General features: G+C 73.6%; 5 protein-coding genes. 4 read left to right on the top strand and 1 reads right to left on the bottom strand.

The features are described 5' to 3' along the window. Positions 1 to 810, top strand: coding sequence for an alpha/beta fold hydrolase (locus tag EBH09_RS04590; RefSeq protein WP_238697182.1), 810 nt, complete (start codon positions 1 to 3; stop codon positions 808 to 810). On the opposite strand, the gene EBH09_RS04585 is transcribed toward EBH09_RS04590, so the two are convergent. Continuing rightward, complete coding sequence (locus tag EBH09_RS04585) at positions 761 to 2,011, bottom strand: cytochrome P450 (protein WP_121745689.1); 1,251 nt, start codon at positions 2,009 to 2,011, stop codon at positions 761 to 763. The genes EBH09_RS04590 and EBH09_RS04585 overlap by 50 nt on opposite strands. Positions 2,012 to 2,219: 208 nt before the next feature. Here EBH09_RS04585 and EBH09_RS04580 point away from each other — a divergent pair, with 208 nt between their 5' ends. From EBH09_RS04580 to EBH09_RS04570, 3 genes are all read left to right on the top strand, one after another. Continuing rightward, the gene (locus EBH09_RS04580; RefSeq protein WP_121745688.1) at positions 2,220 to 8,633 is read left to right on the top strand and encodes a non-ribosomal peptide synthetase; all 6,414 of its coding nucleotides are present in this window, start codon (positions 2,220 to 2,222) and stop codon (positions 8,631 to 8,633) included. Next, a complete protein-coding gene (locus tag EBH09_RS04575) occupies positions 8,630 to 11,947 on the top strand; it encodes a non-ribosomal peptide synthetase (RefSeq protein ID WP_121745687.1) in 3,318 nt (1,105 codons plus the stop codon). Before EBH09_RS04580 ends, EBH09_RS04575 begins: the two co-directional genes overlap by 4 nt. Continuing rightward, a partial coding sequence (locus tag EBH09_RS04570) for a beta-ketoacyl synthase N-terminal-like domain-containing protein (RefSeq protein WP_121745686.1) occupies positions 11,944 to 16,202 on the top strand: 4,259 nt, incomplete at its 3' end. The genes EBH09_RS04575 and EBH09_RS04570, both read left to right, overlap by 4 nt.

Here is a 16,202-nt window from a genome sequence, read left to right as displayed (position 1 = left end):
GTGGCAGGGCGATGGCTGACGCCCGCCCCGGCGGACGACGAGGGCATCGGCGCACGGCTGCTGTGCATCCCGTACTCCGGGACCGGCGCGTCGTCGTTCGCCGCGTGGCCGGCACGCCTGGGGCCCGTGGAGGTGCTGCGTGTCCAGGCGCCGGGGCGGGAGACCCGGCTCGCTGAGCCGCACTACGGCACCTACGAGCGGTTCGCCGACGGGCTGATCGAAGATCTCCGTCCCTTGCTGGACCGGCCGTTCGCCCTTCTCGGGCACTGCAGCGGGGCGCTCGCCGCTTACGAGACGGCGGTCGAGCTGCACAGGCGCGGCCTGCCCGCACCGGCCCTGCTCGTTGTCTCCTCCCAGGTCGCGCCGCAGGACGGCCCGTACGGCCGCCACCTCGCCATGGACGACGAGGAACTGCGGGCCGACGTGGTGGAGTCGACGGTGCGCCGAGGTGTGCGTCCGAACCCCGGAATGGTCGACCTCAGTGTGGAGATCCTGCGCGCGGACGTGGAGGCCAACCGGCACTACTGCCGCCCCGGCCCCGAGCGGCTGACCGGCACGCGCCTCATCTCTCTGGGCTGGGAGGGAGACAGCGAGATCGAGCCTTTTCGCATGGCGGGCTGGAAGGCGTGCGCCGATGACGTACGGCAGGTCGTCCTGAGCGGCGATCACCGTACCGTCTTCGAGGCCCCCGACGTGTTGACGACGCTGCTGCGTGCGGAGCTCGGCGGCGTGAGGGAACACGCCGACCCGGACGGGCGGCTCAGTGTGCCGCTCGTCGACGAGGTGTCAGACGGACCGGCAACCGGTTGATCCCCGCAATGAAGTGCGAGTTCAGGTGTTCGACCGGACCGCACACCTCCACGGCCTCCACCGCGTCGACCAGCTCGGCGAGAACGGCCGTCAAGGACGCGCGGGCCAGGGCGGCGCCGAGGCAGTAGTGGGGGCCGTAACCGAACGCCAGATGGCGGTTGGGTGTTCGTCCGGGATCGAAGCGGTACGGGTCGGGGAAAACCGCCTCGTCCCGGTTGGCCGACCCCAGCCAGGCCACCACGGCCTCACCACGGGACAACCGGACGCCGGCCAGCTCCACCGGCCGTGTCGTGTGCCGCAGGACGTGAGCCGCGGGCGAGGACCAGCGCAGCGCCTCCTCGACGCCGGTGGCGAGCGCCTGGGGTCCCTGCCGCATCACCTCGATGACACGGCTGCTCTCGGCCATGGCCAGGGCCGTCGCCGACATCGTGTGCGGCAGGGTGGTGACGGCCCCCAGCAGCAGGCTGTAACAGTGGTACACGGCCAACTCGGCCGCTGCCCGGGTGTCCTCACCGGGTGGTGGCAGCAGCCGGGTGAGCAGATCGTCCGCCGGGGTGCGATGCCGCGACCGAAGGGCGGCGCGGAAGTAGGCGAAGAGCTCGTGGTGTGCCGTCGCGAGCGTCGTACGGGTGCCTTCGGCGGCGTACACCGGATCGTCCGGTGCCACTGCGGCGAACGCCAGCCGGCCCAGCGCGGGCCAGTCCGCCGCCGGCAGTCCCATCACCGGCCCCAGGGCCATCAAGGGGAGACGGGCGGCCGCCTGCGCCAGGTCCCACGGGGCCCCGTCGAGCGCGGGACGCAGAAGCGCCCGTACCGCCTCGCGCATCCGTGTGCCTCCGGTGCCACGCACCCCTGCCGTGAGGGCGTCCACCTGGGGCGCGCGCAAACGGGAGTGGTGCGGTGGATCAGTGACCGTCACCATGCGCCCGCCGGCCACGTCGTCCGTTCCCAGTGTGGTGAGGAGGTTTCCCCGCGCGGAGGTGAAGACCTCGTGATCGCGTAACACGCGCATGACGTCCTGGTGGCGGGTCACCGACCAGAAGGACCTGCCGTCCGCGGTGACATTGCGGTGTACGGGCGAGTGCCTGCGCAGATGGCGCCATACGGAATGCGGTTCACCCTGGCCGTACAGCACCGGGTCGTGCAGGTCGACCTCGTCGAACCCGCACGACGCGGACGCGCTGGAGACGGTCATGCGCATGGAAGTCGTCCCTCATGAGCGCCCCGAAGCCGTCCGAAGATCATGTGATCGGAGTCTGCCCCGCGTCCTCGGCCGGGTCAAGGCGCGGTCCGACGGGCCGAACGGCGGTGTCTCGAAGGTCCCTTGACGGGCTCCTGCGATCATGAACTAATGAGTTCGAGTCACATGCCCGTGCCGGTGGGATTCTGACCAAGTCCCCGCGAGCAGCATGGGTTTGCCCATCAGGCGTGGATTCTCACTGGGGGAGTGTCACACATTGCCGGCAGCGTTTCCTGCGTACTCAGCCTCCCCTGTTCAGTCCGCTCTGTGGACCCGTGTCACCCGTTCCCGTCCCGACGGCACCGCCGCGCGGCGTGAGTCGTCGTGGGTCCTGCGTGGCGCCTGGGACGTGGAACGCCTGCGCCGGGCTCTGACCTCCGTCGTCGAACGGCACGAGGCGCTGCGTACCACCGTGCGCGCCGCGGCTGCGCGCACCGAACCCGTCCAGAGTGTCGACGGCGTACCGGCGGATCTTCTCGACGTCGTGGATCTGTCCGACCGAGGTGACGACGACGCTGCCGAAGCGGCGGCGCGAACCATCCGCGGCACCTGGTCCGCGGCTCTCGCCCGGCCGCAGGCCCCCGCCCTGCGCGCACTGCTGGTCGTGCGCCCGGGCCGCGCCGAACTGGTCCTCAACGCGAGTGTCCTCGCGGCCGATCGGCGGACGCTGCGGATCGCCGCACGGGAGGCCGCCCTCTGCCTCGCGGGGACGAAGCCCGAGGGGGAGGTCACGCAGTATCCGGAAGTGGCGGCCTGGAACCTGGAGTTGCTCGCCGACGAGGAGTCGGCCGAGGACCGCGACCACTGGAACACGCTTCTGGCGACCGCCACCGCCTGGGCCGCGGCGCACCGGCCCGTCCGCACACGCACCGTCCCGGCGGCAGCGCCCGAGCACACCATGCTCCTCGACAGCGACCGCGTACACCGCATCACCGCACTCGCGGCAGCCGGTGGCACCTCCGCCCGAGCCGTGCTCGCCGCGGCCTGGACCGTGACCGTCGCACGACTCGCCGGGGCGGTGATACCCCTGGCCGTCACCGACGACGGGCGTGCCTTCGAGACGGTGCAGGAGGCGGCGGGTCCGTACGAGCGCGCCTTCCCCACCGTTGTCGATGCCCTGGAGGCATCCACCTTCCACTCCGTGGTCGACGAGGTCGCCGCGCAACTGGCGCGTGGCGGGGAACTCGTCGACCACCTCGACCCGCGTCGATTCGACGCGCTGACGGACGAAGGGCTGTGGGCCGGCTTCGCCGCCGTTCCCGCCGCGCCGGTCCTCGACCACGCGGGAGTGCGCTGGCACGCCCTCGAAGAGCGCGCCCCGCGCCCGCTCCGCACGCTGACCTGCACCCAGACCGCCGACACCACGGCATGGGAACTGTCCTACTCCGGAGGGGACATGGCGGCAGTGCCCGCCGAAGCCGTCCTCCCCGCCTTCGTCACAGCCCTCGACGCCCTGCTCGCCGCGCCCGGCGAGCCGCCCGCGGACTGCCCGCTCACCAGCGCCGGCGACCCCGGCAGCGACCTCGTCGGCGCCGTCTCCGAGACCCTCGCGCCCGACCTCACCGAGGCCGTGGCCCTGGTCGCCCTCCGTGCACCCGACGCCGAGGCCGTGCGCTGCGGCGACGACCATCTCACCTACCGCGCCCTGGACGCCCTCGCCAACCGCTGGGCACGGCGCCTGATCGATGCCGGGGTCCGCCCGGGCGACCGCGTGGTCCTGGATCTCGACCGGGGCGTCACCGTCCCCGCCGTCATGATCGGTGTGCTGCGCGCCGGCGCGGTCTTCGTACCGCACGACACTTCATACCCGGACGCGCGCTTCCGGTTCGTACTGACCGACACGGCCGCCGCGGCGGTGATCACCTGCCGGGGCCTTCAACCCGATGCCCACCCCGTCGTCCTGGCACCGGACGACGCGACCGTCGCCGGCCTCCCGGACACGGCCCCCGAAACACGGTCCGCATCCACCGATCCGGCGTACGTGCTGTACACCTCCGGCACCACCGGCCGGCCCAAGGGAGTGGTCGTCCCACGACGCGCCCTGAACAACTACCTGACGTGGGCCGCCGAGACCTACCGCCTCGCCGAGGGCACGGGCAGCCTCGTCCATTCCCCGCTCGCCTTCGACTTCACCCTCACGGCGCTGCTGGCCCCGCTCACGGTCGGCGGACGGGTGCTGCTCCTGCCTCCCGGCATCGGACCGTCCGGACTGGCCGCCGCGCTGCGTACCCACACCGACCTCTCCCTGCTCAAGCTGACGCCGACCCACCTGGACGCCCTCCAGCGGTTCACCGGCGGCACGCAATGGGCGGGCCGGGTGCGCACCCTGGTCCTCGGCGGCGAGCAGCTGCACGCCGAGGACCTGGGCGCCCTGCGCGACCTGCCCGGCCTCAGGGTCTTCAACGAGTACGGCCCCACCGAAACCGTGGTCGGGTCCACCGCATACGAGGTGAGCAGCGCCACGCCCACCCGCGGCCGGGTGCCCGTCGGCCGCCCCGTCGCGGGCACCGTCGTCACCGTCCGCGACCGCCGGGGCCGCCCTGTTCCCGCCGGTGTGCCCGGCGAGATACGCATCGGCGGCACAGGACTGGCCGACGGATACCTCGGCGGCGCGACCACCACGCGTGAGCGGTTCGTCACCGACGCGCACGGCCCCCGCCCCGGGGAGATCCATTACCGTACGGGTGACCTGGGGCGCCTGCTGCCCGACGGCGAGCTGGAGTTCCTGGGCCGCCTGGACGCCCAGCTCAAGATCCGCGGCGTGCGGGTCGAACCGGACGAGGTGCGCACGGTCCTCCTGGAGCATCCCGGAACCGAGCGGGTCGCTGTCGTCGCCAGCGCCTCACGCGAATCCGCCGAGGGATCGCGCCTGGTCGCCTATGTGGTGCCCGCCGTTGCCGACCACACGGCTCCGGTGCGCCCCCGCGACCTGGTCGAGCACGCACGGCAGATCCTGCCCGCCGCGATGGTGCCGGTCGTCATGCTCGTGGACGGGCTGCCCCCGACGCCCAACGGCAAGCTCGACCTGGACGCCCTGCCCCATCCCGACCGCGATCTGCTCACCGAGCGTCCCTACACGGCACCGCGCGACCTCACCGAAGAGGTCCTCACCTCCGTCATCGCCGATGTGCTCGGCCTGGAGCGCGTCGGCATCGACGACGACTATCTGGCCCTGGGCGGCGACTCCATCCGCAGCGTCATGGTCGCGGCACGCGCCGCGCACCGGGGTGTGGCCGTCGGCGTCGCCCAGCTCCACGAGCACCCCACGGTCCGTCAGATCGCCGCCGCGCTCTCCCAGGAAGCCGGCACAGCACCGGGCCGCACCCGGCCGACCGAGTCGTTCTCCCTGGTCAGCGCGGAGGACCGGGCCCTGATGCCGGAGGACGTCGAGGACGCCTTCCCGCTGAGCCTGCTCCAGGAAGGCATGATCTTCCACCGGGACTTCGCGGCGAAGTCGGCCGTCTACCACGCCATTGCCTCCGTGCGCCTCGAAGCCCCCTTCGACCTGGCACTGTTCGACACGGTCATCCGCAGTCTCGTTGAACGCCATCCCATGCTGCGGGCCTCGTTCGACATGTCCACCTTCAGCCGCCCGCTGCAGCTGGTCCACCGGACGTTCGCCACACCCCTGTTCCACGAAGATCTCCGTGGCCTCGACCCCGAGGAGCAGCAAGCCCGTGTCCTGCGCTGGGTCGAAGGGGAGCAGGAGCGCGGCTTCGAACTCCACGACTACCCCCTGATCCGCTTCATGGTGCAGCGGCTCAGCGACGACGAGTTCCAGTTCACCTACGGCTTCCACCACGAGATCGTCGACGGGTGGAGCGAAGCCCTGATGATCACTGAGATCTTCGACCACTACTTCTCGCTGGTGTACGACGAACCCATCGAGCTGCGGGCCCCCGCCGCGTCGATGCGCGACGCCGTGGCGCTCGAACTCGAGGCGCTGGAGGACCGCGGCAAGTACGACTTCTGGGACGCGTATCTGGCCGACGCCTCCCTGATGCGGCTGCCCCGCATCGAGGTGGGACAGACCGCGGACAAGGGCGCGCGGGACATCGTCCGGCTCGCCGTGCCGGTCACCGCCGAGCTCTCCGACGCGCTCAAGCACTTCGCGCGGGACGAGGGCGTCCCGCTGAAGACCGTGCTGATGGCCGCTCATATGCGGGTGATGTCGCTGTTCGGCGGACACACCGACACCCTCAGCTACACCGTCACCAACGGCCGCCCCGAGGACACCGACGGCAGTACCGCCATCGGCCTGTTCGTCAACAGCCTCGCCCACCGCGTCGCGATGCCCGGCGGAACCTGGCGCGACCTGGTCGCCGCGAGCCTCGCATCGGAGCGCGCCACCATGCCGCACCGCCGGCTTCCCATGGCGGAACTCAAGCGCCACCAGGGCAACGAGCCCTTGGCCGAGACACTGTTCTTCTTCACCGACTACCACGTCTTCCGCGTGCTGGACCGCTGGCGCGCCCGGGGCGTCCGGCATGTCGCCGACGAGCTGTACGGCGAGTCGACGTTCCCGTTCTGCGGGATCTTCCGCCTCAACCGCGACAACGGGGACCTGGAGGTGAGGATCGAGTACGACAGCCTCCAGTTCACCGACGAACTGATGCGCGGCATATCCGACGCCTATGTCGGGGTCCTCACCGCCATGGCCGGTGACCCGGACGGCCGCTACGACGCCCGGGACTTCCTGTCCGCCGGCGACCGGCGCACCCTGAAGTCCCTGCAGGGACCCGACCTGCCCGCGGCCGAGGACCGCTGCCTGCACCATCTCTTCGAGGAGAGGGCCCGCACGCAGCCCGACGCCACGGCCGTGCAGTGGTCCGGCGGCTCGATCTCCTACGCGGCCCTGGACCGGCGCGCCAGTGAACTGGCCCGCACCCTGCGGGCCCACGGCGTCGGCGCCGAGGTGCCCGTCGGCGTCCTCGCCGACCGCTCCGCCGAACAGATCATCGCCATCCTCGGCGTCCTCAAGGCCGGCGGCGCCTACGTGCCGCTCGACCCCGCCCTGCCCGAGGCCCGGCTGGCGTCGATCGTGGCCGCGTCCGGCGTCGGCCTCGTCATCGCGCAGCACGCCCGGAAGGACCGCGTGCCCGCCGGCACCACCGCACTGACCCTGGACCCGCTGGGTCGCACAGCCTCCGTGCCCGAGCCGGGCGGAGCGCGCCCCGCTCCGCAGGCCGGCCCGGGCAACGCCGCCTACGTCCTGTTCACCTCCGGGTCGACCGGCGAGCCCAAGGGCGTCGTCGTCGAGCACCGCAACGTCGTGGCCTCGCTGCGCGCGCGCAGCGCGACCTACCCCGACCCGGTGGACCGCTTCCTCCTCCTGTCGTCGTTCGCCTTCGACAGCTCCGTGGCCGGCATCTTCTGGACTCTCACCGAGGGCGGCGCGCTCGTCCTGCCGCCCGAGGGAGCCCAGCTGGAACCGCTCGACGTGCTCGACCGGCTCGTTCGCGAACGCGTCACGCACACGCTCGCCATCCCCTCCCTGCTGGTGCCCGTGCTGGAAGAGGCCGGCGACGGCGAGCTGGACGCCCTGCGCGTGGTCACGGCCGCCGGCGAACCCTGCCCCTCGGCGCTCGGCGAACTGGCCCTCGACCGGGTCCCCCGCGCCTCGCTCCACAACGAGTACGGGCCGACCGAGGCGACCGTGTGGAGCACCGTGTGGACGGGCGGTCCGGGAACCGGCCGGCCCCATCTGCCCATCGGCCGGCCCATCGCGGGCAGCCGCGCCCGTGTGGTCAATCCGTACGGCCACGACGTGCCGGTGGGCGTCTCCGGCGCCCTCCTCGTCGCCGGTCCCGGCGTGGCCCGCGGCTACCTCGGACGCCCCCGGGCCACCGCCGCCGCCTTCCGGCCCGCCGCGCGCGCCGCCGCCCCCGGCGAGCGGCACTACGTCACCGGTGACGTGGTCCGCTGTCTGAGCGGCGGCGACCTGGAGTTCGTCGGACGCGACGACCAGCAGGTCAAGATCCGCGGTTTCCGCGTGGAACTCAGCGAGATCGAGGCCGTTCTCGACGCCCATCCCGATGTCCACAAGTCCGTGGTGGCCGTCCACCAAGGCCCCTCCGGCAGCAAGGAACTGACCGCCCACGTCGTCCTGCAGCCGGGGGCGGCCCTCGATGCCCTGCGCGTGCAGCAGTTCGTCCGCGACCGGCTGCCCCGCTACATGGTCCCCGCCCACGTCACGGTCCTCGACGCCGTGCCCCTGACCGCGACCGGCAAGGTCGACCGCTCCGCTCTGCCCGCACCTGCCGTCACCCAGCGGTCCGGCGTCCCGCACGTCGAACCCGCCACCGAGAGCGAACGGATGATCGCCGCCGTGTGGTGCCGGGTGCTCGGCCTGGAACGGGTCAGCGCACGTTCCGGCTTCTTCGACCTCGGCGGTGAATCGCTCCGCGCGATGCAGGTCACCACGGCCGTCAACAAGGCCTTCGGCACCCGCATCACCGTGCGCGCCCTGTTCGACGCGGCCACCCTGGCGGAGTTCGCCGCCGTCATCGACGCGGCACGGCGCGGCGAGGGGCCGGTGGAACGGGGCATCGCCGCGGCGTCGGCCGAAGCGGCAGACCGATGATCCCCACTTACGGCGACACCCGGCTCCATCCCCTGACCCCGGGGCAGCAGCGCCTGTGGTTCCTCCACCGGTTGTCCCCGGACAACCCCGCCTACAACGTCGTGATCGCGCTCCGGCTGCGCGGCCCGCTCCGTGTCGCCGCCCTGCGCGCCGCCCTGGCCGACGTGACCCGCCGTCACGCGGCTCTGCGCACCGTCTTCCCCGTGGAACCCGGCGGGCACGAGCCGGTGGCCCGCGTCCTCCCCGACGGGCCGCCGCTGCGGCTGGTGGATCTCTCCGGCCTGCCCCCGGAGCAGTTCCACGCCGAGGCGCGCCGGTTCCTGGACGCCGCCTCCGCCCGCTCCGTCGACCTCACGCACGGACCCGTCACCCACTGGATCCTGCTGCGTGCCGCTCCCGACGACCATCTGCTGGTCCTGCTCACCCACCACATCGTCTTCGACGGCGGATCGCTGCCCGTCGTGTGCGCGGAACTGGAGCACGCCTACCGCGAACCGGCCCACGGCCGGCCCGGGCCGGCCGCACCGCACGACGGGCTCCCGGTACCCGAGGCAGGGCAGGTCCCGGCGGACAGCCTGGCGTACTGGCGCGACACCCTGGCCGACGTACCGGCACAACCCCTGGTGCTTCCTGTCCTCGCCGGGCGCCGGAGGGCCGCCGGTCCCGCCACGGATTCGGCCGCCCTCGTCAGCGGCAGGTGCACACTGTCGGGCACGGGACTGAGCCGCCTGCGGACCCTGGCCGCCGAGGAGGGGTGCACCACGCAGCTCGTGCTGCTGACGGCCTTGATCTGCCTGCTGCACCGGTACGGTGGACAGGAGGACGTCGTCGTCGGTGTCCCGGTGGCCCTGCGCGACGCAGCCGAGGACGCCGGACGCGTCGGCCTGTACGTCAACCTGCTCCCCGTCGGGGTCCGTCTCGGCACGGGTGGCCTGCCCTTCCGGGCGGCGCTGCGCCGCACCCGCCGGGCCTGGCTGGACGCCCACGAACACCGGGGTGTGCCCTTCGAACGCCTCGTCGAGGACTTCCACACCGACGCCACCCCCACCGTCCACCCCTTCTTCTCCGCGCTCTTCGCCTACCAGCAGGCACCGCCGCTGCCCCGGCTGGACGGCGTGGAGACCACGCTGGCGCCGGTCGCGCCCGCCGCGGCCAAGTACGAACTCACCGTCACCGCGACCGAGGACGAGCGGCAGATCTCCTTCGACCTGGACGTCGACAGCCGCTCGGCGAACCGCGCCGAGGCCGACGCCGCCGCCCGCCACCTGCGCGCGCTGCTGACCGCCGCGGTGAGCGCCCCCGAACGCGCCGTCGCCGACCTGCCCCTGCTGGACGGCACGGAACGGCGCGCCCTCGGCCCGTATTGGCCCGCCACCCAGCACGCCGCACACACCGTCGCCAACGCACCCGACCGGTGGACGCCTGCCCACCGGCGCTTCGAGGAACAGGTCCGCCGCCGTCCCGACACCGTGGCCGTCGTCCACGGCGCCCACAGCCTCACCTACGCCGCGCTCAACCACCGGGCCAACAGGCTCGCCCGGGAACTCGTGGCCCGTGGGGCCGGCCCGGAGACCGTCGTCGGCGTGTGCCTGCGCCGGACCACCCACCTGCCCGTCACGCTGCTCGCCGTTCTCAAGGCCGGCGCCGCCTACCTGCCCCTCGACCCCGCCTACCCCACCCAGCGGCTGAGCGGCATGATCGAAGACGCGTCCATGGGCCTGCTCGTCACCGAGCGGGACCTTCTGCACTCCACCGGTCTCGACGACCTGACCGATCCCGCCGACGTGATCGTCATGGACGACGACACGGACCCGGTCGTACGGCATCCCGGCCACGACCTCCTCGGCCCGGACACGGACGTCCACCCGAACAGCCTCGCCTACGTGCTGTTCACCTCCGGCTCCACCGGACGGCCCAAGGGCATCGCCCTCCAGCACGGAAACCTCGACACCTTCCTGCGCTGGGCGGGCCGCACCTTCTCCGCCGAGGAACTGACGGCCGTCCTCGCCACCACCTCGGTGTCCTTCGACGTCTCCGTCTTCGAACTCTTCGCACCCCTCACCCACGGCGGCACCGTCCTGCTGGGCGACAACGCCCTGCACGTGCCCCACATGCCCGCGGCCGCCACGGCAACCCTGCTCAGTACGGTGCCCACGGCCGTGGACACCCTCGCCGAGGCCGACGCGATCCCCCGCTCGGTACGCACCGTCAACATCGGCGGCGAGACCCTGCAGCGCGGCGTCGTCGACCGACTGGCCCGCCGGGTGCCGGGCGTGCGCGTGCACAACCTGTACGGGCCCTCCGAGACCACCACACACTCCGCGAACATCCGCGTCCCCCTCGACTCCGACGAGCCTCCCACCATCGGGCGCCCCCTCCTCACGGTGCTCATGTGGGTGGCCGACCGCGGCAGCCGCCCGGTTCCCGTCGGAGTCGCCGGCGAGATCGTCATCGGGGGCGTGGGTCTCGCCCGGGGCTACGTCGGCCGCCCCCGGCTGACGGCCGAACGCTTCGCGCCCGACCCCGCGAGCGGCACCGGCGGTGGACGCCTCTACCTCACCGGCGACCAGGCACGGGTGGACGGCCGAGGCGAACTGGTCTTCCTCGGCCGCCGCGACTCGCAGATCAAACTGCGCGGCGTACGGATCGAACCCGAGGAGATCGAGACCGTCACCCGCGCCCACCCGGCGGTGCTCGACGCGGCGGTCGTGGTGGAGCGTCACGACGGCACGCCCACCCGCCTCGTCGCCTTCGTCAAGGTGCGCCCCGAGGACGTGGCCGGCGAACAGGCCCTCACCTCCGACCTCCTCGCCCATCTGCGCACCCGGCTGCCCCGGGCGATGATCCCCGCCGAGCTGCGGATCCGGGCCGAGCTGCCGCTCAACTCCAACGGCAAGCTCGACCGCGGCGAACTGACCCGCCGGCTCGCGCTGGAACCCGTCCGGACGGAGGCGACCGCCCCGCTCGCGGCACCACCGCGCACCGAGCTGGAGAAGGCCGTAGCGACGATCTGGTGCGAGGTCCTCGACCTGCCGCGCGTCGGACTGCACGACAACTTCCTCGAACTGGGCGGCAACTCCCTCCTCCTGCTCAAGCTGCATCGCAGACTGTGCGAAGCCGTCCATCCCGACCTCACGCTCGTCGACCTGTTCACCTGGCCGACCGTGGCCGCCATCGCCGAGCGCTTCGCCGGCGTCATGGCACGCGGTGACGAGCCCGGCGCCGCCGAGGACACGGCCGGTGCGGCCGACCGCGGACGCAGGCGGCGCCGCTCCGCGGCCGCCGGCCGCCGTGCGCCGGAGGCCGGACGGTGAGCGTTCCCGCGTACACACCCGCGACCGGCGACGAGGACATCGAGACCATCGCTGTGGTCGGCATGGCGTGCCGGCTGCCCGGTGCGGACACCCCGGAGCAGCTGTGGGCGAACCTCCGCGACGGGCTTTCGGCGGTGCGCCACTTCAGCGCGGAGGAGGCGGCCGACATCCCGGGCCGTCCCCGCGTCGTCGGCCACCCCGCCTTCGTCGGTGCCGAGGGCCTGCTCGACGGAGTGGACCTCTTCGACGCGGACCTCTTCGGGTACGCGCCCCGCGAGGCGCAGATCATGGACCCCCAGCACCGCATCGGCCTGGAAGTCGCCTGGGACGCCTTCGAGTCGGCCGGTTACGACCCCGCCGAGACCGAAGGCCCCGTCGGTGTGTTCCTTTCGGCGAGCTTCAGCTCCTACCTGGTGCGCAACCTGCTGACCGGCTCAGAGGCCGCACGGGCCCTCGGCGGACTGTCCCTGCTCGTCCACAACGACAAGGACTTCCTCGCCACCGGCGTCTCCCACCGGCTCGGACTGCGCGGACCGAGCATCGCCGTCGGCTCGGCCTGCTCGTCCTCCCTCGCCGCCGTCCACCTCGCCGCGCGCAGCCTGCAGTCCTACGAGTGCGACCTGGCGCTCGCCGGCGGGATCTCCCTCCAAGTGCCCCAGCGACAGGGCTATCTCCACGCCCCCGACGGCATCTATTCCCCGAGCGGTGCCTGCCGCCCCTTCGACCGCGCCGCCGACGGCACCGTGGGGGGCAGCGGCGCCGGCATGGTCCTCCTCAAGCGCCTGTCCGACGCCGTCCGCGACGGCGACCACATCCACGCGGTGGTCCTGGGCTCGGCCCTCAACAACGACGGCCGCGACAAGATCGGCTTCACCGCGCCCAGCGTGCGCGGCCAGAGCGAGGTGATCGCCGAGGCCCACGCGGACTCCGGTGTGTCGGCCGACACCGTCGGCTACGTCGAAGCCCACGGCACGGGCACCGCACTCGGCGATCCGGTCGAGATCGAGGCCCTCACCAAGGCGTTCCGCCACACCACCGACCGGCGCGGGTACTGCGCCGTCGGCTCCCTCAAGGCGGCCATCGGCCACCTGGACGCCGCGGCCGGCATCGCCGGGTTCATCGCCGGCGTCCTCGTCGCCCGGGAGGGCACCGTACCCCCCAGTCCCTACTTCCGTGCCCCGAACCCCGCCATCGACTTCGCCGGCAGCCCGTTCTACGTCACGACCGAGGCGCGGCCGCTGCCCGGCCCGCGCGGCAATCGCCGTGTCGGTGTCAGCTCCTTCGGCGTGGGCGGCACCAACGCCCATGTCGTCCTGCAGGAACCCCCGGCCCCAAGTCCCCGGCCGGAGCCGGGCGGTGAGACCCCGCTGCTACTGTCCGGCCGTGACCGGGACACCCTGCGTCGCACGGCCGCCCGGCTCAGGCGCCACCTGATCGAGGCCCCCGGCACGCCCCTCGCCGACGTCGCGCGCAGCCTCTCGGGCAAGCGCGCCTTCCCCCACCGCAGGGCGGTGCTCGCCACGGACACCGCCACCGCCGTACGGGCCTTGGCGGCGGCACCGGAGGAATCCGCCGTCGCCCGCCGTGTGGTGTTCACCCTGCCCGATCCGACGGCTCTGAGCCGGGCCGACCTCGCCGCGCTCGCCGCGGAGCCCGCCGTGGCCCGGGCCCTGGACGCCCTGATCGACCGGGCCGCCCGCGCGGACGTCATCGTGCGGCGCCCCGACGACGCTCGCCCACCCCATCCCGCGACCGGGGCGCCGGTCACCGCCTTCGCCGTCCAGTACGCCCTGGCGGAGGCCCTGGCTGGGTGGGGTGTGCGCCCCGCCGCCGTGAGTGGCGCGGGCACCGGCGAGCTCACCGCGGCCGTGGTCGCCGGGATGCTCACCCCGGTACAGGCGCTGCGTCTGCTGACGGCCGCCACACCCGGCGAGCGCGCCGCCGTCCTCGCCGACCCGGCGCCGTCGGCGTCGTCCCTGCCCTGCCTCGGCGCCCGTGGCGACGGTCCCTTCACCGGACGGCACCTCCGGCGTCCCGACTTCGGGACCCCGGCGACCGGCGACGCGGCCGAGCCGGTCCCCCACCCGGACCCTGGTCCGGGCGAGCCCCTGCTCGACGTCCGCCTCGGCCCCCCTGGCGGTCCCGTCTCGACACCGGCGCTCCGCCGCACCGCCTGGTCGCCTCCCGGCCCCACCGGCAAGGGCCCGGCACCGGTGCTCGCCGCCCTGTGGGAAGCCGGCGTCGACCTGAAACTCGACACCTTCCACCGTGACCGGGGAGCCCGGCGTGCCACGGTGCCCGGGCACGTCTTCCGGCGCACCCGCCACTGGGTCGGACCTCCCGCCGTCCCGGCCGGCGCGCTCGCCCCGGTCCTGGAGGAGCTGCGCCACGCGGTCGGCCGGGAACGCCCGTCCACCCTCGCGGACCGGCCCGCGGCACAGGCGGCCCTGGACGGACTGTGCGCCGAGCTCGCCCTGGCCCACCTCACCGACGACCCGCACGGTGATTTCCTGCGCGCGGGCCGGACCGTCGACGAACTCGCCACCCGCCTCGGCACGCTGCCCGCCTACCGGCCGTTCCTGGAGTACCAGCTGTCCCTGCTGGTCGAGGACGGGCTCGTCGTACGCGACGGGGCGCGCCACACCCTGAACACCACGAGGCCCGCCGACCCGGAAGGGCACGCCGCCCGGATCCGCGCACGCCACCCCGACGTCGCCGGGATCGCGGAGCTGCTGCTGAACTGCGGACGCGGCTACCGCGACGGCCTGCGCCGGCCGGGAGCGGGACTCGCCGTGCTCCACCCGCACGGCGAGGGCGACCTGGCGGCCCGGCTCCTCACCGAGCGGACCACGCCGTACTCCTGGGTCGACCCGCTCGCCTCGACGGTGGCGCGGTTCGCCCGGCGGCTGGCCGACGGACGGGACCGGCCCTTGCGGGTGCTGGAGGTGGGCGCGGGAGGCGGACGGCTGACGCAGCACCTCGTCGCCGCACTGGAGGGGACCTCCGCCCGTTGCACCGTCACCGACGTCAGCGCTCACTTCGTGGCACAGTTGCGTGCCCAGAGCGTGCTGCGCGGGCACCGCACGGTCGAGACCGCGGTTCTCGACATCACGGCCGACCCCGCCGCCCAGGGTTTCTCCCCGGCCTCGTACGACCTGGTCGTCGGCCTCGACGTGGTGCACGCGACACCGGACGTCGACGACACCCTGCGCCGGCTGCGCGCCCTGCTCGCACCCGCCGGCACGCTCGCGCTGACCGAGACGACCGCCCGGGACCGCTGGATCCCGATGGTGTGGGGCCTCACCGAAGGGTGGTGGAACGCCCGCGACGGCCGGTGCGGCGGACCGCTGCTGTCCGCCGAGGAGTGGTGCGCCGCGCTGCGGGCCGCCGGCCTCGCCGTCGACGGGGCCGTGCCGGGCCCGGCCGAACCGACCGCGGACGCCACCCTCCTGCTCGCCCGCCGGGCCGGGGACCCGGCGTCGCCGGATGCCGGTACGGCCGGCGGCCCCCCGGCCGGCCGGGAGACGCCCGCCCGCGTCCCGGACCCCGCACGGTGGACGTACCGCACCGGCTGGCACAGCGCGGTCAGCCCGGTTCCCGGCCCCGACCCGGCCGGCCGTACCTGCCTGGTCTTCGGGGACGGCGACCTCGGGGACCGCGTGTGCCGACTGCTGCGGGAGCGGGGTGTGCGGGCGGTGCGCGTACGGCCCGCCGGGCACCCGGCCGACGGCGCCGCGGACGACCACGGCGTGGACCCGGCCGACCCGGACGCCCATCAGAGGCTCGTCGACACCCTCACCGAGCGGGGCGTGACCGTCGACCTCGTCGCACACCTGTGGAACGCGGAGCGCCCGGTGACCGGTCTCGAAGCGGTCGAGGAGGCCAAGGCGCGCGGCCTGCACAGCGTGCTGGACACCGTCCGGGCACTGGCCCGCACCGACCGGGGAACCCCCCGACGACTGCTGATCGCGACGGCCGGTGGCCAGGACGTGCTCGGCGGCGACCTGCGCCATCCCGAACAGTCCCTGCTCACCGCCGCCGCCAAGGTGCTGCCGCGGGAGTATCCCGGCCTCGCCTGCACCGTCGTCGACCTGGCGCCCGACGCGCCCGACGGCCCGAAGCGACAGGCCGAGCAGGTGGTCGCCGAACTGCTCGCAGCCGAGGCCCCGCCCGTCGTCGCCCACCGGGGCCGGCGCCGCTGGCTGCCGCATGTGCGGCCGCACCCGCTTCCCGCCCCCGACCCCGCCCGTCCCCT

It is taken from the genome of Streptomyces sp. E2N166 (genome assembly GCF_003671715.1).
In the GTDB taxonomy this organism is placed as follows: Bacteria; Actinomycetota; Actinomycetes; order Streptomycetales; family Streptomycetaceae; genus Streptomyces; species Streptomyces thinghirensis.
This window is presented reverse-complemented; position numbering and strand designations above follow the sequence as displayed.